Origin of the sequence: Burkholderia sp. D-99 (assembly GCF_011605345.1) — a bacterium.
Classification (GTDB): Bacteria; Pseudomonadota; Gammaproteobacteria; order Burkholderiales; family Burkholderiaceae; genus Burkholderia.
The window spans coordinates 214,549-235,838 of the sequence record NZ_JAAOXM010000003.1; the positions used below are offsets into that span (position 1 = coordinate 214,549).

Sequence of the window (21,290 nt, forward strand, 5' to 3'; positions counted from 1 at the left end):
CATTACTAGAGGGAGCCTCATGATCCTGGTTACGGGCGGCGCGGGTTTTATCGGTGCCAATTTTGTACTCGACTGGCTGCGCGCATCCGACGAAGCAGTGCTCAACGTCGACAAGCTGACTTATGCAGGGAACCTGCGCACGCTGCAGTCGTTGGACGGCAACCCGAAGCACGTGTTTGCGCGCGTCGACATCTGCGATCGTGATGCGCTCGATGCGCTCCTTGCCGAGCACAAGCCCCGTGCCGTGCTGCATTTCGCTGCGGAAAGCCACGTCGATCGCTCGATCCATGGTCCCGCGGATTTCGTGCAGACCAACGTCGTCGGCACGTTCACGCTGCTCGAGGCAACCCGTCAATACTGGAACGGCCTGAGCGACGCCGACAAGGCGGCGTTCCGCTTCCTGCACGTGTCGACCGACGAGGTGTTCGGTTCGCTGTCCGCAACCGATCCGCAATTCTCCGAAACGACGCCATATGCGCCGAACAGCCCGTATTCGGCGACGAAGGCCGGCTCGGACCACCTGGTGCGCGCTTACCATCATACGTATGGCCTGCCGACGCTCACGACGAACTGTTCGAACAACTACGGTCCGTACCAGTTCCCCGAAAAACTGATTCCGCTGATGATCGCCAACGCGCTCGCCGGCAAGCCGCTGCCGGTGTACGGCGATGGCCAGAACGTGCGCGACTGGCTCTATGTCGGCGATCATTGCAGCGCGATTCGCGAAGTGCTCGCGCGTGGCGTGCCCGGCGAGACCTACAACGTCGGCGGCTGGAACGAGAAAAAGAACCTCGAAGTCGTGCATACGCTGTGCGATCTGCTCGACAAGGCTCGCCCGAAGGCGGCGGGTTCGTACCGTGACCAGATTACCTACGTGACGGATCGTCCCGGTCACGACCGCCGATACGCGATCGATGCGCGCAAGCTCGAACGCGAACTTGGCTGGAAGCCCGCGGAGACGTTCGAGACCGGCATGGCGAAGACGGTCGACTGGTATCTCGACAACCAGGTCTGGGCCGATGAAGTTGCATCGGGCGAGTATCGCAAGTGGGTCGAGACCAATTACGCGCAACGCGCTTGAGGAGAGTTGCGATGGGACGCAAGGGCATTATCCTCGCTGGCGGCTCCGGCACGCGGCTGTACCCGATCACGCACGTCATCTCGAAACAGTTGCTGCCGGTGTACGACAAGCCGATGATCTACTATCCGCTGTCGACGCTGATGGTCGCCGGCATTCGCGACGTCTTGATCATTTCGACGCCGCAGGACACGCCACGTTTCGAGGCGATGCTCGGCGACGGCAGTCAGTGGGGGATGAACATCCAGTACGCGGTCCAGCCGTCGCCGGACGGTCTCGCGCAGGCGTTCGTCATCGGTCGCGACTTCGTCGGTAACGATCCGTCGGCGCTGATCCTCGGTGACAACATCTTCTACGGGCACGACCTGGCGAAGCAGCTCGAGCGGGCCGGCGAGAAAGAGGCGGGCGCGACCGTGTTTGCGTATCACGTTCAGGACCCCGAGCGGTATGGCGTGGTCGAGTTCGACCGCGAATTCCGCGCGGTATCGATCGAAGAGAAGCCGGCAACGCCGCGTTCGAACTATGCGGTCACGGGGCTGTATTTTTACGACAGGCAGGTATGCGATATCGCAGCCGACATTAAGCCGTCGGCGCGCGGCGAGCTCGAGATCACCGACGTCAATTCACGCTATCTTGCAGCTGGCCAGCTCGATGTCGAGATCATGGGCCGCGGCTATGCGTGGCTGGACACCGGCACGCACGATTCGCTGATCGACGCCGCGACCTTTATCGCGACGCTGCAAAAGCGGCAGGGGCTGGTCGTCGCATGCCCGGAAGAAATTGCCTATCGCAAGCGCTGGATCGACGCGGAGCAACTGCTGGCACTCGCGCGACCGCTGGCGAAGAACGGCTACGGAAAATACTTGCAACACATTCTCGAAGATCAAGTGGCATGGCCATCCAAGTAATCGAAACGGCGTTGCCGGAAATCAAGATCATCGAGCCGAAGGTGTTCGGCGACGCTCGCGGGTTCTTCTACGAGAGCTTCAACGCGCGCGAATTCGGCGAACAGGTCGCGCCCGGCGTGACGTTCGTGCAGGACAATCATTCGCGTTCGGCGAAGGGTGTGCTGCGCGGGCTGCATTACCAGATTCGGCACGCACAGGGTAAGCTCGTTCGCGTGGTCGAGGGCGAGGTGCTGGACGTCGCGGTCGATATCCGGCGAGCATCGCCGAATTTCGGCAAGTGGGTCGGCGTGCGGCTGTCGGAGCAGAACAACCGACAGCTATGGGTGCCGCCAGGCTTCGCGCACGGGTTCGTGGTGCTGTCCGAGTCCGCGCAGTTCCTCTACAAGACGACCGACTACTGGTATCCCGAATTCGAGCGCAGCCTGCTGTGGAACGATCCGGCACTTGGAATCGACTGGCAGCTCGACTGTGAGCCGGTGCTCGCGGCGAAGGATGCCGCCGGCACGTGCCTGTCGGAGGCCGACGTCTATGAGTGACAGGAAACGGATTCTCGTCACGGGTGTTGGCGGCCAGGTCGGATTCGAGCTGGCGCGTTCGCTGCAGGGCCTTGGCGATGTCGTCCCGGTCGACCGCGCCACGCTCGACCTGGCCGATCCGGACCGGATTCGCGCGGTCGTGCGCGACGTGCGGCCCGCGCTGATCGTCAATCCGGCCGCGTACACGGCCGTCGATCAGGCCGAAAGCGATGAGGCGGCGGCGATGCGCATCAATGCCATCGCGCCCGGGATCCTGGCGGAGGAGGCGAAAGCGCTGGGCGCCGCGCTGATTCATTACTCGACCGATTACGTGTTCGATGGCACGAAGGCCTCGCCGTATCTGGAGACCGACACGCCGGCGCCGCAGAACGTCTATGGCCGATCGAAGCTCGAAGGCGAGCGCGCGATCGCGCAGGTCGGCGGGGCGGCGATCGTGTTCCGGACGAGCTGGGTGTACGGCGCACGCGGTCGCAACTTCCTGATGACGATGTTGCGGCTGGCGGCAGAGCGCCCCGAGCTCAAGATCGTCGCGGACCAGGTTGGTGCCCCGACGTGGGCGAACACGATCGCCACGATGACTGCGCATGTCGCAGCGCAGGCGTTCGCGGCCGGCGACGCGGCTGCGTGGTGGGCCGCGCACTCGGGCGTCTACCATCTGACTGCCGGCGGCGAGACCTCATGGCACGGGTTCGCGAGTGCGATCGTGGAGCGCGCATCGCTCGCGTCGCGTCCGTCGGTCATCCCGATTCCATCGTCGGATTACCCGACGCCGGCCAGGCGCCCCGCGAATTCGTGCCTGTCGAACGAGAAACTGGCCCGGACTTTCGGACTGGCTGCGCCGGACTGGCGTGATGCACTGGAACTTTGCCTGGCCGGGATCCGGCAGGGCTGACGACGTGCCGCCGGCCGGCTGTTTCGGCGGGGGCATCATTGATTTGGCAGGCAACGCGGAAGGACGACGCCGACGGGCGACGTCCCGATCATTCGAAGAATCCCCCCGTTGCCGGTTGTGAAACAGAGAGGTTGTCGTGAATTTGCTACCCATCATCCTGTGCGGCGGTGCCGGGTCCCGCCTGTGGCCCGTTTCCCGCGAAACCCATCCGAAACCGTTCATCCGGCTCGCGGACGGCGAAAGCCTGCTGCAGAAGGCCTTCCTGCGCGCGGCAGGGCTTCCGGGCGTGGATGAAGTGCTGACGGTGACGAACCGCGAGCTGTTCTTCAAGACCGAAGACGAGTACCGCGAAATCAATCGCGAGAAGCTGACGACCTCGTTCATTCTCGAACCGTTCGGCCGCAATACGGCGGCGGCTATCGCCGCGGCGACGCTGCACGCGGCGCGCGCGCACGGTGAGCAGGTGACGATGCTCGTGCTGGCCGCCGATCACCTGATCGCCGACCAGGCGGCGTTTGCCGATGCGGTCGCGAAGGCGGTTGCACTTGCTGCGGCTGGCCGGATCGCGACGTTCGGCGTGACGCCCGACGTCCCGGAAACGGCCTACGGCTATATCGAGGCCGACGGCGACAAGGTCGTGCGCTTCGTCGAGAAACCGGACCTCGAGCGTGCGCGCGAGTATGTCGCGTCGGGTCGCTTCCTGTGGAATTCCGGGATGTTCTGCTTCACCGCCGGTACGATGCTTCGCGAGCTCGAAGCCCATTGCCCGGACGTGCTCCGCACGGTCGAGGCGTGCATCGACGCGTCGCCTTCGTCAGGCGGCAGCGGCGGCGCGCAGATCCGTCTCGAGCCGAATACGTTCGGCGCCGTGCCGGACATTTCGGTGGACTACGCGGTGATGGAGAAATGCCGCGACGCGGCAGTGGTGCCGTGCAGCATCGGCTGGAGCGACGTTGGCTCGTGGACCGCGCTGGGCGATCTCGCGACGCCGGACGAGCACGGCAATCGTGTGCAGGGCGAGGCGCTGCTGATCGACGTGAAAGATACGTACGTGCAGAGCGATGACCGCCTGATCGGCGCGGTAGGCGTCGAGAACCTGATCGTCATCGACACGCCCGATGCGCTGCTCGTCGCGTCGCGCGAGCGTGCGCAGGACGTGAAGCACATCTATGCGGAGCTCAAGGCGACCGGCCACGATGCGTACAAGCTGCACCGCACGGTGCACCGCCCCTGGGGCACGTACACGGTGCTGGAGGAGGGGCCGCGCTTCAAGATCAAGCGGATCGAGGTGAAATCCGGCGCGAGCCTCAGCCTGCAGATGCACCATCACCGCAGCGAACACTGGATCGTCGTGAGCGGCATGGCCAAGGTCGTCAACGGCGATCGCGAATTCTTCGTCGCGACCAACGAGTCGACCTACATTCCGGCCGGCCACAAGCATCGCCTCGAAAACCCGGGCGTCGTCGACCTCGTGATGATCGAGGTGCAGAGCGGCGAATATCTCGGCGAGGACGATATCGTCCGCTTCGAGGACAACTACGGACGTGCGTGACATGGATGCTACCTTCGTCAACGACGACGCCGAACTCGGCAACCATACCGGCAGCAACGACCTGATCGTCGGCGTGATGGCGACACGCGTATGGGGCACGCTCGGATGGCATGACATCCGGCAACGTTATCGCCGTTCGGTCATTGGCCCATTCTGGTTCACGTTGAGCACCATCGTGATGGTGGCCGTGCTGGGCGCGCTGTATTCGCAGCTGCTTCACCAGGAAATTTCGAACTATCTGCCGTATCTGTCGATCGGCCTCGTCGTATGGGCCTACATCGCGTCGGTGGCCAACGAAGGCTGCACCGCGTTCATCAGCGCTGCCTACCTGATCAAGCAGATCCGGTTGCCGTTAACCGTGCACGTCTGTCGCATCGCGTGGCGCAACTTCGTGATCCTGCTGCACAGCCTGCCGGTCGTGATCATCCTGTTCGTGATCTTCGGCCATATGCCGTCGTGGGAGTTCCTGCTGGTGCCGCTGGCGCTGGCGATCCTGCTGCTGCACGGCGTCTGGCTCGGCGTCACGCTCGGCGTCCTGTGCGCGCGCTTCCGCGATATTCCGCCGATCGTGACGAACCTGATCCAGGTCGTGTTCTTCTTCACGCCGGTCATGTGGTCGCCGGAAATCCTGAAGAACCGCGCGTGGGTCGCCGAATACAACCCGCTCTATCATCTGATCGAAACGGTGCGGGCTCCGCTGACCGGGCGGCCGATTCTGTGGGAGTCGTGGGCCTGGTCGATCGGCCTGCTGATCGTCGGATTCGCATTCGCCCAATACCTGATGAAGCGTTTCCGTAACCGTGTTCCTTATTGGCTTTGATTACCGTGAGTTCCTCATCGATTGTCGCTCGTAACGTATTCGTCGAATTCCCGATCTACGAGAATTCGCACCGCTCACTGAAAAAGGCGGTGCTGAACCTCACGACGGGCGGGCGGATTGGCCAGGACGCAGGCCGTCACACGGTCGTCCGCGCACTCGACGATCTGAACTTCACCTTTTCGGACGGAGAGCGCATCGGCCTGGTCGGCCACAACGGGTCCGGCAAGACGACGCTCCTGCGTACGCTGTCGGGCGTCTACGCGCCGGTGCGCGGCGAACTCAAGGTCACCGGCAAGATCGCTTCGCTGCTCGACGTGTCGATGGGCCTCGATCCGGACGCAACGGGCTTCGAGAACATCTATCTGCGCGGCATCCTCGACGGCCTGAAACCGGCGCGTATCCGCAGCAAGATTGACGAGATCGCCGATTTCAGCGAACTCGGCGATTACCTGAACCTCCCGGTGCGGACGTACTCGAGCGGGATGATGCTCCGGCTCGCGTTCGCGATTTCGACGAGTGTCGAGGCCGACATCCTGATCATGGACGAATGGCTGAGCGTCGGCGATGCAGAGTTCAGCCTCAAGGCCGCCGAGCGGCTGGAACACCTGGTCGGCAGGGCGTCGCTGCTCGTGGTCGCGTCGCACGATCCCCAACTCGTCGCACGCGTGTGCACGCGCAAGATCTCGATGGAGCACGGCAAGGTCATCGGCGACGAGCCGGTCGTCGCACCGCCGCCGGAACCGGCGTCGCCCGCAATGGAACTGCCGCCGGCCGGCAATTCGGCGGGACTGCTGCATTGAGTGCGACAGCCGCCGGCGGGGATGCTCGCCTCACCGGCGGCTGCGCGAGAAGGTCCCTGATACATTGCCGGTCCAACGGCATTCGCATCCGTCCTGCTCGGGTGCTACGAGGTTGAATTCCCATGCGAGCTGATCATCCATTTCTTCGCCATTCCGGAGCCTTGTTCGGGCGGCAGCCGTTCCGCACGCTGAAGGGGTTCGCGGGCGGGTATATCGCCTACCCGATCGCGGAAAGCCGGGAAAAGCGCAACGTACGCCCCAAGATCGCCGAACTGCGCCAGTACTACGAGCTGCCGCTCGAAGCGCGCCGTCGTATCGCGATCGATCGCCTCGTCGACACGCTTCAGTTTGCCGGCGCGTCCGTACCTTACTATCGCGACCTGTTCGCCGCGCGGCAGTTCGATCCGCAACGCGTGCGCGAGGACGTGCGCCATCTCGAGGCGCTGCCGTATCTGACGAAGGACATCATCCGCGAGCAGGGCGACCGGCTGCTGTCGGCGCCGCTTGATAGCGTGCGGCATCACGTCTGCAAGACCGGCGGCTCGACCGGCCTGTCTTGCACGATCTTCTACGATCAGGACGGTGCGGACTATTCGTCGGCCGTGACGTTCTATGCGCGTGAGCGCATCGGCAAGCTGCGTCATCGCTTCGAGCTGCATTTCGCGTGCCGCTTTCCCGACGACGTCGTGCCGGAATGGCCGTCGCGTGAGGATTTCAAGTGCTTCGCAATGAACCGCAGCAACATCTTCTTCGATCGCATCGACGATGCGGGCCTCGAGGAAATGTGGCGCACGCTGAAAAGCCGCCGGCCTTATCTCGCCCATTCACATCCGTCGACCATGTACGCGCTCGCATGCTACGTGCAGCGCAAGTACGGCGGCGGCAATGCGTTCGCGGTGTTCGAGTCGAGCGGCGAGCTGCTCGAGCCGCACGCGCGCGAGGTCATCGCGTCCGCGTTGAAGTGCCGCGTGATCGACCGCTATGGCCTCGCCGAGCTTGGCGTGATGGCGTATGAGCTCGAGGGCCATGAAGGTGGTTTTCGCGTGATGGATTCCGAGGGCTGGCCGGAAAGCCGGCTCGTCGACGGCGGCGCGGATGGTGCGCACGAGCTCGTATTTACGGGTTTCCGGAACCGGTTGATGCCGCTCATCCGTTACGCGACCGGCGATCTCGCCCGCGTGCAGGATGATCCGGTGCAAGGGTTCGTGCTGACCGATGTCGTCGGGCGAATTCACGACGTCGTGCCGATCAACGGCATCGCGCACCCGACACACCATATTCAGGACATGCTCGATCACCGGGTCGGCGGTATCCAGGAGTTCCAGATCGATCTTCGCACCACGCCGCCGACGTTGCGGATCGTGCTCGAGCCGTGGGCCAATGCCGACGATACGACTGCGAAGCTGCGACATTTCTGGGGTGATGCCTTCACGATTTCCTTTGTCGGCCATGACGATCTCGTACGCGTCGGTCGGCGCGCCAAATTCCGCCACGTGGTGACCGCATGATCGGTGTTCTTTTCAATGAGGGTGCCGCGCAAGCGGGGCAACTCGTCCTCGCGGCGCTTCGTCGCTCCGTGACCGCGACGCAGGCGCGTCCGATTTCGCGCGGCGCGTTGCGCGCGGCGGCCGACAGCGTGATCGTGGCCGTCGACATACCCGATGCGTGGGGCGACGACCTGTTGGCATGGCTGCGTGCGCAGCCGCGCAAGCTGCTCGTGTTCGGGCGGATGCCGGCGGCGCTTGCCGCGGACCTCGGCCTGCGCGTGGACGCCGCGTTTCCCGATGAGCTGGCCAGCGCGAGCCGTAGCGAACCGGCGCCGACCTGCGATACGCGGGCGAGCCGGGCCGTAGTTGGCTATACGGCCGCCGCCGCAGCGCTCGGTGGCGCCGCGTGGCAACGACCGTTCGAGCGTTTCGACTTCACCGACGAATGGAACAACCTCGGCAACGGCGCGATTCGCTGCGACGGGTCGATCTGGTCGATCGCGCAACCGGCCCACGCTGCATCGGGCGCGGAGCTCGCGAGTGTGCGGATCGATGGTGCGCCGGCGGGGTCGTACGCGGCGCTGTGGGACGGCGATGCCTCGAGCGTGCTGTGGTTCAATCGCGCGGTCGGGCCGATCGATTCGTTCGAGTGGCGAGTCGTCGAGCGCTTCCTGTCGGCATATCGCGCGGATGCGCTGCCGTGTCATGCGGTACTCGGCGAGTTGCCCTGGGGGCACGATGCGGCGATTACGTCGCGTCTCGACTGCGATGAGGACGTCGAAGCATCGCGGCCGCTGTGGGACGCGTATCGACGTATGAACGTGCCGTTCTCGCTGGCTGTCCATACGCAGAACCTGCGCGATTCGCGGCACTATCCGATTCTGCGCGAGCTGCTCGGCGACGGCGGCGCGGTGCTCTCGCATACCGCGACGCATGCGCCGAACTGGGGCGGCAGCTACGACGCTGCGCTCGCCGAGGGCCTGCAATCGGCCGAATTGATTCGCGAGGTGACCGGCCAGCGCGTGCGCTATGCGGTGTCGCCGTTCCACCAGTCGCCGCAGTACGCGCTGCGTGCGCTCGCGGACGCTGGTTACGAAGGATGCATCGGCGGGATCATTCGCAACGATCCGGAGTTCCTGATCGCGCGCGGCGGCGAACTGGCGGGGATGCCGGCCGGCTTCGTCGGTCACAGCCAGCAGTGCATGCTGCACGGCGATTGCCTGCTGGCGGCGGGTGATCCGCTTGCCGTCTACAAACAGGCATTCGATCTCGCGTACCAGACGCGCACGCTGTTCGGTTATCTCGATCATCCGTTTTCCGAGCGCTATCAATACGGCTGGCGCGACGAGCCGCAGCGCATCGACGCACACGAGCAGCTGGTCGCGTACATCCGTGCGAAGGCGCGCAATCCGTTGTTCATGACGGAAGAGACCGCGCTGGACTTTCTCGTGGCGCGTGCCCGCGTGTGCATGGTCGAGGAGGCCGGCGGCATACGTGCATGCGTGCCGCCCGGTGTGCCCGGCGGGCTCGCGATGGGCGTCGAGTGGCGTGGCGAGCACGTCGAACTCGTCGCGGGGATGATGCTGTCATGAAGGTGATGGTCTTGATGGGCACGCGCCCGGAAGCGATCAAGCTCGCTCCTGTGATCGCCACGCTGCGCACGGAAGTGGAGACGATCGTGTGCTCGAGCGGGCAGCACCGCGAGATGCTCGCGCAGGCGTTGGGCTTTTTCGGCATTGCGCCCGATCTCGAGCTCGACGTGATGCGGCCGCGGCAGACGCTCAACGGGTTGTCGGCGCGCCTGCTGACGGGGCTCGATGCGGTGCTGGACGATGTCCGGCCCGACTGGATGCTCGTGCAGGGCGACACGACGACCGCGATGTGCGGCGGCCTCGCCGCGTTCCATCGCGGGATCGCGGTCGCACATATCGAGGCGGGGCTCAGGACCGGCGATCTGGCGAGCCCGTTTCCCGAGGAGGCGAATCGCAGCCTGCTCGGTCGCATCGCGAAGCTGCATTTCGCGCCGACCGAAGCCGCCGCTCGCAATCTGCTCGCCGAAGGCGTTCCCGCTTCGCAAGTGCTGGTCACGGGCAATACGGTCGTCGACGCGATTTCGCTTGTTCGCGATGTCTGGAAGACGCGCGACCTGGCCGCCACGCTGCCCGAATGGATGCGTGACGGCCGCCCGCAGGTACTCGTGACCTGTCACCGCCGCGAGAATTTCGGCGACGTGCTCGAGAGCATCTGCAAGATGCTGCGCGATCTGTGCGCACGCTACGACACGTATCGCTGGGTATTTCCCGTCCATCTGAATCCGGCCGTGCGCGAACCGGTCCATCGCGAACTGGCGGGCATTCCGAACCTCGCGCTGATCGAGCCCGTCGACTATCCGACGAGCTTGTATCTGATCAGCCGCAGCACGCTCGTCGTCAGCGATTCGGGCGGTATCCAGGAGGAGGCGCCGTCGTTCGGCGTGCCGGTCGTCGTCATGCGCAATCACACCGAGCGTCGCGAGGGCGTGGACGCAGGTTTTGCGACGCTGGCCGGCCAGTCGGTCGAGCGGATCGAGCAGGCGGTCGTCGAATGGCTCGACGATCCGGCCCGGCGCGCCGAGCTGGCAGCGCGTGCGAATCCGTATGGCGACAGCCTTGCGTCGCAACGCATCCTCATGAGTCTACTGGGCCGTCAAGCCGGGGTTTTCCGTGGATGAGCGTGCGCCGGACAGCTTGATGCCGCGCGACTGCGTGATGTTCTCGACCGCGGACTGGGACGAACCGTACTGGACGAACAAGCAGCACACGGCAAGCCTGCTCGCGTCGCGCGGATGGCGCGTGCTGTACGTCGAGAGCGTGGGGTTCCGTTCGCCGAAGGTCGGCAGCGGCCGCGACTGGACACGCCTGTGGCGCCGGTTGTGGCGCGGTGTGCAATCGCTCGTGCTCGGGCCGCCGCGACGTGCGCAGAATGTCTGGGTGCTGTCGCCGCTGCTCATTCCCGCGAAACATCACTGGCCGCTCGTGCGCGTGCTGAACCAGTTCCTGTTGCGGGCAACGGTCAGCCGATTCGCGCGCGGCCGGCGTTTCGACACGCCGGTCGTGTGGACCTATCATCCGTTCATGCTCGACGCGATCCGCAGCCTGCATCGCGGGCCGCTCGTCTACCATTGCGTGGACGATATCGGTGCGGTGCCGGGCGTCGACGTCGACGCATTCGGCAGCGCGCAACGCCTTCTGCTGGGCGCGAGCGACGCGGTGTTCACGACGGCGCCGGCCCTGCAGTCGCAATGCGCGCCGCACAATCCGAACACGCACTATTTCGGCAACGTCGTCGATGCCGCGCATTTCGGCACGGCGCTCGACGACGCACCGTTGCCGCCGGAGCTTGCGGCGATTCCCGAGCCGCGTCTCGTCTATCACGGCGTGCTGTCCGACTTCAAGATCGACATGCCGCTGTTGCTGGCTGCCGCGAAAGCCCGGCCTGAATGGCACTGGGTCATCATCGGCGAGGAGCGTGAAGGGCAGCGCAGCCCGCTGCTCGCGGAATTCGCGCAATTGCCGAATGCACACCTGCTCGGCTACCGGAACTACAGCGACCTGCCCGCCTATTTGCGCGGGATGCGTGTCGGCGTGCTGCCGACGCTGCTGAACGACTACACGCGCTCGATGTTTCCGATGAAGTTCTACGAATACCTCGCGGCCGGCCTGCCGGTCGTGTCGACCCCGCTCGACTTCGCACGCGATCCGCATGCCGGGCTCGAAGTCGGTGGCGATCTGCAGTCGTTCGTCGCTGCGATCGAGCGTCAGCTCGCACGCGGCAAGCTTGATCGCAGCGAAGCGCAGGCAGCGGTCGGAGACAACACGTGGGATCGCCGCCTCGACAAGATGCTCGCACTCACGTTTGGCGACGCGCGCCAGCCACCGGCGCAGCGGTGTGTGGTGGCCGGAGGCGGCGCATGAACGTCGTGCACGTCTACCGGACCTATTTTCCCGATCCGCCAGGCGGGCTGCAGGAGGCGATCCGCCAGATCGCGATGGCGACGCGTCGCTACGGTGTCGACGCGCGCATTTTCGCGCTGTCGCCGACGCCGGAGCCGACTTGCGTCGAGCGCGACGAGGGGCGGGTCGTGCGGGCCCGCTCATGGGCCGCGCCGGCATCGTGCGATCTCGGCGGCATCGACGCGTTGCGGCGCTATCGCGAACTCGTCGATTGGGCGGACGTCGTCCATTTCCATTTCCCGTGGCCCTTCGCCGACGTGCTGCACCTGCTCGGCCGGACCCGGAAGCCGGCCGTGATGACGTATCACTCGGACATCGTGCGGCAGAAGCTGCTCGGCGCTGTCTACGGGCCGTTGATGCGGCGCACGTTGAGGGCGATGTCGGCCGTCGTCGCGACTTCGCCTGCCTATGCGCGAACCAGCCCGGTGCTGACGTCGGCCGTTTCCGCGCGGCAACTTCATACGATTCCGCTCGGCATAGCCGACTATCGCGACACGCCGCGCACGTTCGCGCTCGCGCATGCGCGCCCGGAGCTTGCCGCGCTGGCGGGCAAGCCTTTCTTGCTCGCGCTCGGTGTACTGCGCTACTACAAGGGCTTTCACACGCTGATCGACGCGGCAGCGCAAATCGGCGCGCCGATCGTGATCGCCGGGTCGGGCCCCGAGCAGGCCAACCTGCATGCGCAGGCCGAACGACTCGGCGCGCGCAACGTGGTCTTCGCCGGGCAGGTGACCGACGACGAGAAGATCGCGCTGCTCGCGGCGTGCCGGGCGCTCGTGCTGCCGTCGCACCTGCGCTCGGAAGCGTTCGGCATGGTGCTGGTCGAAGCACAGATGTTCGGCAAGCCGACCGTCTGCTGCGAAATGGGCTCGGGCACGTCCTACGTGAACGAGGATGGCATCACCGGGTTCGTCGTCGCGCCGGAGCAGCCGGCGGCGCTGGCGGACGCGGCAGGCCGGCTGCTTGCCGACGATGAACTGGCCGCCCGGATGGGCGGTGCGGCGCGCGCGCGGTACGAACGGCTGTTTTCAAGCGACGCGCTGGGACAGGCGTATGGCGCGCTGTACGAACAGGTGCGGCGCTGAACGGGCCGGGCGTGCCGTCATATGTCATTTCGGTGAATTGACCGACGGCCCGCTCCGGTAAAATCGTCGGTCAGGTCCACGACGGTGATTCGTGCCCTTTTTGTTGCAATCGAGACAAAATCTATGAAGGTACTCTTTGCCACTTATCCGATGGCATTTCATACGCCCGGCGGCGGAGAGGTCCAGCTGCTCGCGTATCACAAGCACCTGCCGGCGCATGGCATTGACGCGACGCTGATGAACATGTGGGAGCCGCGGTTTCTGGAACACGATGTCGTGCATTTCTTCTCGTGTATCAGCGGTTCCTATCATTTCTGCCATTTCGTGAAGCGACTCGGCTTGCCGCTCGTGATCTCGGCCAGCCTGTGGATTACCGACGCGACCCGACATCTGTATCCGATCGACGAAATCCGTGCGCAGCTTGGCCTCGCCGACGTCATCGTCACGAATTCCGCCGTGGAGAGCGACACGCTCGCCGAGGTGCTGGACCTACCGCGCGAACGGTTCGCGCACGTCTACAACGGAATCGACGAGCTGTTTCTGCGGTCGGTCCCGCCGGAGGCATTTCGCCGCCATTTCGGCCTCGAAGGGAAGTTCGTGCTCAACGTCGGCAACATCGAGCCGCGCAAGAACCAGCTCGCGCTCGTGCGCGCGATGAAGGCGCTGCCGGACGTGAAGCTGGTGCTGGTGGGCGCGAAACGCGATACCGCTTATGCCGATGCGGTGCTGGAAGAGGGGGGCGGGCAGGTCATCTATCCCGGCGTGATGCCGCACGACGACCTGCTGCTGTCCGGCTATGCAGGCTGCGATGCATTCTGCCTGCCGAGCACGCTGGAGACGCCGGGCCTCGCTGCGCTCGAAGCCTCCGCGCAACGTGCGCCGCTGCTGATCACGTCGGAAGGGTCGTGCGCCGAATACTTCGGCGCGCGGGCCGACTATGTCGCGCCTGACGCGATCGACACGATGAGCATCAAGCTGCGCGCGCTCATCGATGCGGGCCGCGACGCGCAACTCGCCGAGGCGCCCGGTTTCGACCCGGCCGCATTCACGTGGACCCGCACGACGGGTGTGTTACGCGACATCTATCGTCAACTGGTATGAGCAACGCAACGGTCCACGCCGTTGGCCCGGACCGTTGTCTGCCGCATGGCAATGGGAATATATGAAACCTGACCTGTTCGCACCCGCTCGGGTGCAGTCGACACCACACGTGATGATGGTCACGCACGTGTTGCCGTATCCGCCGGCGGCCGGCAACGAGATTCGCATCTACAAGATGTTGTCATGGTTCCGTCAGCGCGGGTACGGGATCACGCTCGTGCTGAAGCCGCTTGGCGATACCGAGGTGCCGAACGAATGCATCGTCGGTTTGCGCAGTGTCGTCGACCAGTTGCACGTTTTCGACAATCGTTTCGTGCCCGGTGCAACCACACGTACCGTCGATCTCGGGCTCGACGATCCGGCGCTGGCGCAGATCCAGGACGGTTTCTGTCCGGCATGGTTCGTCGACGAGGTGGCCGCGATCGCAGCCGATCTGCAACCGGATGTCGTGATCGCGCAATACGTGTTCATGAGCCGCATTCTCCAGTTGCCTGAATGCGCCGACATGCTCAAGGTCATCGATGCGCACGATCTGTTCTGCCGCAAACAGGCGACCGTCGAGCAGTACGGCATCAAGAACTACGGCCTCAGCCTGACGGACGACCAGGAGCGTAACTTGTTGCAGCGCGCCGACGTCGTTCTCGCCATCCAGCGTGTCGAGCAAGACGAGATCGCCGAACTTGTTCCGTCGCGCAAGGTGCTGCTGACGAGTTTCGATCTGGTGCCGCAACAGGCGGACGCGGCCGCGGTCGTGCCGGGGCGCGTGCTGATCGTCGCGTCGGGCAACGAGTTCAACGTGCGCGGCACGCAGGATTTTCTCGACTATACGTGGCCGCTGGTCCGGCAGGCCTGTCCGGACGCGCGGCTGCGCGTCGTCGGCAAGGTGTGCCGCGAGGTGACGTGCGACGATCCGACGGTGGCGTTGCTCGGATTCGTCGAAAGCCTGGACACCGAATATGCGGAAGCCGAAGTGGTCGTGAATCCTTGCCGCGTCGGGACCGGCCTGAAGATCAAGACGATCGAGGCGCTCGCGTGGGGCAAGGCGCACGTCGCGTGGCCCTCGGCTGCGGACGGCCTGCGCGAACTCGGCGATGTGCCGGCCGTGATCGCGACCGACGTCGTGACGTTCTCCAATGCGATTGCCGACATTCTTCGCTCGCACGAGCGGCGTCTGGCCATGCAGGCGTCGTCGCATGCATTTATTTACGAACACTTCCGTGCCGAGCGCGTGTATGGCGACCTGTGCGCCGCCATCGAAGCGCGTCGGCCCGTTGGCATCCGGGAGGTGCAGAATGGATAACAGAATCGCGATCATTGTTACGCCGGAGGCCGGCATTCATGCGGGAGCGGAGCAACTGGCCGCATGGCGCGCGCATGCGAGCCATGTCGTCGTGTTCGCGCATGCGGGTGCGCAGGCTGCGCTGGACGCGGCTGCGGCCGCGGACTGCGACGGCATTGCGGTCGACACCGCCGCGGGCTTTTACGCCGCGCTGAATCGCGCGTTGTATCCGTTGATCGAAGCGGACACCGACGTGCTGTTCGTCGGGCCGGCCTACCGCTTCGATGCGCAGGCGCTGGAAGCGCTGTGCGCGGGCGTCGCCGCCGATCCGTTGTACGGCTTTGCGCTGCCGCGTACGAACGTGGGCGGGTCCGCGTCCGTGCCGCGCACGCCGGGCGAACCGGCCCTCGAGCATCCGGAAGCATTCGAGCGTTTTCTCGCAGCGCTGCCCGAGCGTCTCGGTGGTGGCATCGTCCAGGCTGCGCCGGTGCTCGTGCGCGCCAATGTGCTGTACAACTTCGGTCGCCTTGACGGCTCGACCTTCGATCTGTCCGATGCGCTGGCCGCGCTCTTCATCCGCGCCAATCGCCGCGGCTATAGCGCGGTCGTCTGCAATCGTGCGATGTTCCTTGCGCGCGAGTCGGGCGATTTTGCGGTCGCCACCGCGGCGCCCGTCATCGATCGAGCATCCGATTTCTACCGTGCGCTCGAGCGTCAGAGCGAATTTCCGGAGCAGCGGCTTCAGAAGATGCTGTGGCATGCGCTCAGACCGAAAGCTGTACGCCGTGTGCTGTTCGATATCCGCAACCTGGCGCCGGGCTATAACGGCACCGCGCAGCATATCCTGTCGCTGATGCGGCCGATCTGCGCGCTGGCGGCCGAGTATCACATCGAGCCGTGTTTCTGGGTGCTCCCACAGTCGGCCGACTTCCACGGATTGCGGGACATGCCGGACTGCACGCTGGTTTTCGAACTCGGCGAACACGACCTGTTCGATGCAAGCGTGCGCCTGTCGCAGCCGTGGAGCTTCAGCGAACTGCGCGACCAGGCCTGGCGATCGATGGTCAACCTGTATCTGATCATGGACGCGATCGCGTGGGACTGCCACTACATCCGGATGCCGCACATCGACGGTGTATGGCGTACCGCTGCCGATCACTCGGACGGCTTCATTTATATCAGCCGCTATACGCGCCGTGCGTTCGAGGAGCGCTTCCCCGCCGCGCGCGACGTGCCGTCCGTGGTGTCGTATTGCTCGCTCGATCCGGCCGAATATTTCAAGGAGGCCCCCGGCGATGCGCCGGCCGTGGCGGAGCCCTATGTTCTCGTGGTCGGTAACCAGTACTACCACAAGGGCCTGGCCGAAGCGGTCCGCGTGCTGGCTGCCGGTTTTCCCGAGACGCGCATCAAGGTGCTCGGCGAGACCGGCGAGCAGTTTCCGAACGTCGAACAACTGCCGTCCGGGAGGCTGTCGCACGAAGATGTCGACCGCCTGTTCCGCGATTGCGCGTGCCTCGTGTTCCCGTCCTACTACGAAGGCTTTGGCTTGCCGGTGCTCCACGCGCTGGCGTACGGCAAACAGATCATTGCCCGCGACAGTGCGTTGATCGAGGAAATCCGCGAGCGCGTGAGCCCGGTCGACGGCATCGTGCCGTTCAACCGCAGGACCGAACTGCTGCGTGCGGTTCGCACCGTGCTTGATGATGCGGGCGCGCTCAGCGCGACGCGCACGCAGGTGCGACGGCCGCGGGAGATTCTCGGCTGGACCGAGGCCGCTCGCGAAGTCCTGGCGCTTGCCGCCGAGCGTATCGATGCGGCGAGCGTCGAGCGCAGTCTCGGGCGACTGGAGTTTTTCTACCGTGCAGGCCAGTTCGACGTTGAACGGGCCGGCTGGACGAACGCCGACCAGAACAAGGTCATATTCGAGGTGGAGCTGGAGGAATGAAGTTACTGACCCTTTTCGTGCGCTACGGCGACGCGGATTATCAGGGCGCATTCAAGCGTTTGTGTCAGATGTACCAGCGTGTCGGCGGCCTCGACTACGATGCGCTGCTGATCGACACCGCGCTGCCGCCTGGCGTGCATGCGAGGCTGGGTTCGCAGGCGGTGCTGATCGGCGGCGACAACACGCGCCGTGAGTTCAGCGGCTGGGATACGGCGCTCGCCTATCTCGGGCCCACCCTCGATCGCTACGATCTCGTTCATGTCGTGACGTCGGCGTTCGAGAACGAATACAACGGCTTCTATCCGTACATCAATTACGGGATGTTCGAGTTCGCGGCGAAGAATCGCCACGTCGTCCTCGCGCATGTCGACGCCTATCCGGCGCCCGCGCGCCTGCTGGGCCGCAGTTTCCAGACCTGGGGCTGTTCGAAGTTCCTGATTGCGGTGCCCGAGCGCATCCGTGCGTTGGGGACGTTCGCGGGCCAGTTCCCGTCGGACCTGTTTTTCACGTCGTCGCGAACGGCGCCGTTCCGGCAGGATGCGCCGTTGTCGGAGAACTACCGCCAGTACCTGGTCGACTGGTTGACCGGCGAAGGGTTGCCGCATGGCCAATGGCACTCGGTGTTCGAACTGTCCGACGAGAATCTGCAGCGTTTTCGTGCGAAGGCAATGTCGATCATCGACGAACACAGCCTGTCGATGCGACTGCGCGAAAGCGGGGCGCAGATCGTCGACTACACGTGGCTGCATTCCCGCGGGCTCAGTCGCGACGGGACGAAGATTCCGGACGAATGTACCCAGGTCGTCGAGCGGAACCTGTATCTGTTCGGCAATCCGATCGTCGAACCCGGCATCGACCTGACGAATCATCGCGGAACCAACGGATTCCAGCGGATGTTTCATCTCCCGGGGGATCAGCCGTTCGGCCGGACCAGCGTGATCGATGCGCTGTGGTTGGGCAACGCCGTGTTGCGCCAGTACCTGGATCCTGCCCGGCCGCTGCACTGTGCGGCCATTCATCTGAATCAGGGCGTCGCGATCGACGACGAGCAGCGCGCGTGGCTCGCGAAACCCGATGACGACCTGCCGCAGGACAGTGTGTTGCCGCTGACGCGCGGGCTGCATGCGGCATACCTCGCCCGTGACGATCTGCGCGAAGCGTTCGATCTGAACGACGCTGACGGACGACGCAATCTGATTCGCTGGTGGAGCAACGACGGCAGGTTGAACCCGGACTACCGGGACTTCATTGCGTCTTCCGTCTACCTGCAACCGGACGAGTCGGTCGAGCAGGACATGCCGATTCCGCTGACGCGTGGCCTGTGCGCGCTTTGCGACGCACGTGATGACTTGCGCAGTGAGATTGACCTGTCGACCCGGGAAGGGCGTCGCATGCTTGTCGCATGGTGGATCGGCGAAGGGCGGCGCGATGCGCGTTATCGCGGATTCATGCCGGTGAAAATCTATGCCGAATCCGCACCCGATGTCGTGCAGGATGCGTCGCTGCCGATTACGCGTGGTCTGCTGACCCTGCACGTCGCCCGCGAGGATCTGGCGCGCATCGATTTGTCCACGCCGCCGGGCCGCGAGGCACTCATTTCATGGTGGATGAACGATGGCCGCCTCGACCACGCACTCAACAATTTCATGTCGGCATCCGCCTATGTGGAGCCGTCCGATGCGGTCGAGCAGGATACTCCGCTGCCCGTCACGCGCGGGCTGCTGGCGTTCGCGCGCGCGCGCTCCGACCTTGCCGGTCTCGATCTGGCGACGCCGGCAGGGCGGACCCGCCTGATTTCATGGTGGATGCACGAGGGTCGCAAGCGGCCCGCAATCGCAAAGCTGATTCCCGCCGACCTCTTCGACGAGGTCGATCGGGCCGTGCCACAGGACACGAGCCTGCCGATCACGCGCGGAATGCGCGCCTTCCATCATTCGCGCGATGACCTGTTGCAATCGATGGATCTCGGCACGGTGGCCGGCCGGCGCGCGCTGGTTGGCTGGTGGATCACCGAAGCGCTGCAGGATCCGGCGCTGAGCGGCTTCATGAATCGCGACGTCTGCGTCGCACCGGCACCCGACGTCGTTCAGGATACCTGCCTGCCGATCACGCAGGGGTTGCGTGCGCTGCATGTGGCCCGTGCCGATCTCGCGGCGATCGCCGACCTCGGCACGCCGGAGGGCCGTGCGGCGTTCGTCGAATGGTGGATCGCGTTCGGCATGCACGACCGGCGATTCGCGCCGCTCGTTCCGGCGAGCGCCTATGTCGAGATCGATCCGACTGTCGAACAGGATGCGCCGATGCCGATCACCCGGCTCATGCGCCAGCTGTGCGCGCGCGACGGCGACATCGACGTTGCGCAGTCGGCAGGACGCCGCGCACTCACGCTGTGGTGGGCGCGCGCGTTCATCGGCGGCCGCCTGCAGTTGCCGTTCGCGTTGACGCGCGAAATGCTCGGCATTGGCGACGACGCCGATCCGGCCGCGTGGCGCGATGTGCATCCGCTTGCCCAGGCCTTGCACGAGGCGCGCGACGATTTGCGCGCTGCGTTCGACATCGAGACGTCGGAGGCACGTGCGGGGCTCAACCAGTGGCTGATGGATTTCGGACGCTTCGAGATCGGCCTGCCGCCGCCGGCGCAGGATGCGCCCGTCATCCACGGCAGCCGGCAGATCCCGTGGGAAGGCGCGTGGCGCAATGGCGGTGTCAACATCGTCGGCTTCGGGCGTGGCGAACTCGGTATCGGCGAGGATGTCCGGATGGCGTCGCGTGCACTCGCGGAGGTCGATTGCGATCAATGCGTGCCGCGCGTGCCGCTCCCGATCGGCGCCCGCCAGGGCGATCGGACGCTCGAATACTTCGAGGTGGACCAGCCGCTGTACCGGACGAACCTGATTTTCCTGCCGCACTACGAGACGATCCGGCTGCTGGGTGCCACCGGCAACGCGATACTCGGCGGGCGCTATAACATCGGCTGCTGGCAATGGGAATTGCCGCGCTATCCGGCCGGTCTGGAAGCGGCGCTCGACGTCGTGGACGAGGTATGGTCCAGCACGAAATTCACGGCCGACGCGATGCGAGGTGCGACCGACAAGCCGGTCTACGTGATGCCGATGGCCGTGTCGTTGCCGCCGTTGACGCGCTCGTACGCACGCGACATGTTCGGCGTGCCGCAACGCGCGTTCGCATTCCTGCATATCCTCGACGGCAACTCGAGCGTCTATCGCAAGAATCCGCTGGCGGTCGTGCGCGCGTTCCTGCGGGCATTTCCGGGCAATGTGTCCGGGGTGCATCTCGTGCTCAAGACCATGAACATGGGGAGGTCGTCGCCTCAGTGGGACGCGGTGCTCGAGCTCGTGCGCAACGATCCGCGTGTCACGATCATTTCGGAAGCGTTCGAGCGGGAGCGCGTGATCGGTCTGCAGTCGGTATGCGATTGCTTCGTGTCGCTGCACCGCGCGGAAGGCTTCGGGCGCAACATCGCGGAAGCGATGCTGCTCGGCAAGCCGGTCATCGCTTCGGATTTTTCGGGCAATCGTGATTTCACGACCGATGCGACTGCCTTTCCGGTGGGCGGTGAGGTGGTGCCCGTGCTTCCCGGCGAGTACAGTTTCGGCGACGGGCAGTTCTGGTGGGACGCTGACGTCGACGCCGCCGCGGAGTGCATGCTGCGTTGCGTCGAAGATGCCGCGGAGCGCGATCGCCGTGCCGCCAATGGCAAGGCCTACATCATCGAACATTATGCGCCGGCGGCTGTCGGGCGCAACTACGTCGGGCGTTTGCGGACGCTCGGCCTGCTGGAATAAGGAATCGTC

16 protein-coding genes are annotated in these 21,290 nt (G+C 64.9%); all 16 read left to right on the plus strand.

All coding sequences use genetic code 11. The features are described 5' to 3' along the window. Nucleotides 1-19: 19 nt before the first annotated feature. Complete coding sequence (gene rfbB, locus HAV18_RS14915; protein ID WP_166957105.1) at nt 20-1,081, plus strand: dTDP-glucose 4,6-dehydratase; 1,062 nt, start codon at nt 20-22, stop codon at nt 1,079-1,081. 11 nt (nt 1,082-1,092) lie between these two features. Continuing rightward, nucleotides 1,093-1,986, plus strand: coding sequence for a glucose-1-phosphate thymidylyltransferase RfbA (gene rfbA / locus HAV18_RS14920; RefSeq protein WP_166957107.1), 894 nt, complete (start codon nt 1,093-1,095; stop codon nt 1,984-1,986). Next, entirely contained in the window at nt 1,971-2,522 is a 552-nt protein-coding gene (rfbC, locus tag HAV18_RS14925) for a dTDP-4-dehydrorhamnose 3,5-epimerase (protein ID WP_166957109.1), read from the plus strand. Before rfbA ends, rfbC begins: the two co-directional genes overlap by 16 nt. Further along, nucleotides 2,515-3,414: a dTDP-4-dehydrorhamnose reductase gene (gene rfbD / locus HAV18_RS14930; RefSeq protein WP_166957111.1), complete on the plus strand. Its 900-nt coding sequence runs from the start codon at nt 2,515-2,517 to the stop codon at nt 3,412-3,414. Before rfbC ends, rfbD begins: the two co-directional genes overlap by 8 nt. 136 nt (nt 3,415-3,550) lie before the next feature. Next, complete coding sequence (locus HAV18_RS14935) at nt 3,551-4,966, plus strand: mannose-1-phosphate guanylyltransferase/mannose-6-phosphate isomerase (RefSeq protein ID WP_166957113.1); 1,416 nt, start codon at nt 3,551-3,553, stop codon at nt 4,964-4,966. Between the two features lies 1 nt (nt 4,967). Next, nucleotides 4,968-5,786 carry an ABC transporter permease gene (locus HAV18_RS14940; protein ID WP_166957115.1) on the plus strand — a complete coding sequence of 273 codons (819 nt, stop codon included), beginning with the start codon at nt 4,968-4,970 and terminating at the stop codon, nt 5,784-5,786. 5 nt (nt 5,787-5,791) lie between these two features. Next, the gene (locus tag HAV18_RS14945) at nt 5,792-6,586 is read left to right on the plus strand and encodes an ABC transporter ATP-binding protein (RefSeq protein WP_166957117.1); all 795 of its coding nucleotides are present in this window, start codon (nt 5,792-5,794) and stop codon (nt 6,584-6,586) included. A gap of 122 nt (nt 6,587-6,708) precedes the next feature. Continuing rightward, on the plus strand, nt 6,709-8,094 hold the full coding sequence (locus HAV18_RS14950) for a phenylacetate--CoA ligase family protein (RefSeq protein WP_166957119.1): 1,386 nt from the start codon (nt 6,709-6,711) through the stop codon (nt 8,092-8,094). Continuing rightward, nucleotides 8,091-9,665: a polysaccharide deacetylase family protein gene (locus tag HAV18_RS14955; protein WP_166957121.1), complete on the plus strand. Its 1,575-nt coding sequence runs from the start codon at nt 8,091-8,093 to the stop codon at nt 9,663-9,665. The genes HAV18_RS14950 and HAV18_RS14955 overlap by 4 nt, the downstream gene beginning before the upstream one ends. Beyond that, the gene (wecB, locus tag HAV18_RS14960; protein WP_166957123.1) at nt 9,662-10,783 is read left to right on the plus strand and encodes a non-hydrolyzing UDP-N-acetylglucosamine 2-epimerase; all 1,122 of its coding nucleotides are present in this window, start codon (nt 9,662-9,664) and stop codon (nt 10,781-10,783) included. Before HAV18_RS14955 ends, wecB begins: the two co-directional genes overlap by 4 nt. A 19-nt stretch (nt 10,784-10,802) precedes the next feature. After that, nucleotides 10,803-12,026, plus strand: coding sequence for a glycosyltransferase (locus HAV18_RS14965; RefSeq protein ID WP_166957125.1), 1,224 nt, complete (start codon nt 10,803-10,805; stop codon nt 12,024-12,026). After that, a complete protein-coding gene (locus tag HAV18_RS14970) occupies nt 12,023-13,150 on the plus strand; it encodes a glycosyltransferase (protein WP_166957127.1) in 1,128 nt (375 codons plus the stop codon). Before HAV18_RS14965 ends, HAV18_RS14970 begins: the two co-directional genes overlap by 4 nt. A 123-nt stretch (nt 13,151-13,273) precedes the next feature. After that, nucleotides 13,274-14,251, plus strand: a complete 978-nt coding sequence (locus HAV18_RS14975; protein WP_166957129.1) for a glycosyltransferase family 4 protein — start codon at nt 13,274-13,276, stop codon at nt 14,249-14,251. Beyond that, nucleotides 14,142-15,551: a glycosyltransferase family 4 protein gene (locus HAV18_RS14980; RefSeq protein ID WP_243771650.1), complete on the plus strand. Its 1,410-nt coding sequence runs from the start codon at nt 14,142-14,144 to the stop codon at nt 15,549-15,551. Before HAV18_RS14975 ends, HAV18_RS14980 begins: the two co-directional genes overlap by 110 nt. Further along, nucleotides 15,544-17,475 carry a glycosyltransferase gene (locus HAV18_RS14985; protein WP_166957131.1) on the plus strand — a complete coding sequence of 644 codons (1,932 nt, stop codon included), beginning with the start codon at nt 15,544-15,546 and terminating at the stop codon, nt 17,473-17,475. The genes HAV18_RS14980 and HAV18_RS14985 overlap by 8 nt, the downstream gene beginning before the upstream one ends. Next, nucleotides 17,472-21,281 (plus strand): glycosyltransferase family 4 protein, encoded by a 3,810-nt coding sequence (locus HAV18_RS14990; protein WP_166957133.1) that lies wholly within the window; start codon nt 17,472-17,474, stop codon nt 21,279-21,281. Before HAV18_RS14985 ends, HAV18_RS14990 begins: the two co-directional genes overlap by 4 nt. Nucleotides 21,282-21,290 lie beyond the last annotated feature (9 nt).

Coding starts and splice junctions, on each gene's coding strand:
- rfbB (WP_166957105.1), top strand. CDS start 20: ATGATCCTGGTTACGGGCGGCGCGGGTTTTATCGGTGCCAATTTTGTA.
- rfbA (WP_166957107.1), top strand. CDS start 1,093: ATGGGACGCAAGGGCATTATCCTCGCTGGCGGCTCCGGCACGCGGCTG.
- rfbC (WP_166957109.1), top strand. CDS start 1,971: ATGGCCATCCAAGTAATCGAAACGGCGTTGCCGGAAATCAAGATCATC.
- rfbD (WP_166957111.1), top strand. CDS start 2,515: ATGAGTGACAGGAAACGGATTCTCGTCACGGGTGTTGGCGGCCAGGTC.
- HAV18_RS14940 (WP_166957115.1), top strand. CDS start 4,968: ATGGATGCTACCTTCGTCAACGACGACGCCGAACTCGGCAACCATACC.
- HAV18_RS14950 (WP_166957119.1), top strand. CDS start 6,709: ATGCGAGCTGATCATCCATTTCTTCGCCATTCCGGAGCCTTGTTCGGG.
- HAV18_RS14955 (WP_166957121.1), top strand. CDS start 8,091: ATGATCGGTGTTCTTTTCAATGAGGGTGCCGCGCAAGCGGGGCAACTC.
- wecB (WP_166957123.1), top strand. CDS start 9,662: ATGAAGGTGATGGTCTTGATGGGCACGCGCCCGGAAGCGATCAAGCTC.
- HAV18_RS14965 (WP_166957125.1), top strand. CDS start 10,803: ATGCCGCGCGACTGCGTGATGTTCTCGACCGCGGACTGGGACGAACCG.
- HAV18_RS14970 (WP_166957127.1), top strand. CDS start 12,023: ATGAACGTCGTGCACGTCTACCGGACCTATTTTCCCGATCCGCCAGGC.
- HAV18_RS14975 (WP_166957129.1), top strand. CDS start 13,274: ATGAAGGTACTCTTTGCCACTTATCCGATGGCATTTCATACGCCCGGC.
- HAV18_RS14980 (WP_243771650.1), top strand. CDS start 14,142: ATGCGGGCCGCGACGCGCAACTCGCCGAGGCGCCCGGTTTCGACCCGG.
- HAV18_RS14985 (WP_166957131.1), top strand. CDS start 15,544: ATGGATAACAGAATCGCGATCATTGTTACGCCGGAGGCCGGCATTCAT.
- HAV18_RS14990 (WP_166957133.1), top strand. CDS start 17,472: ATGAAGTTACTGACCCTTTTCGTGCGCTACGGCGACGCGGATTATCAG.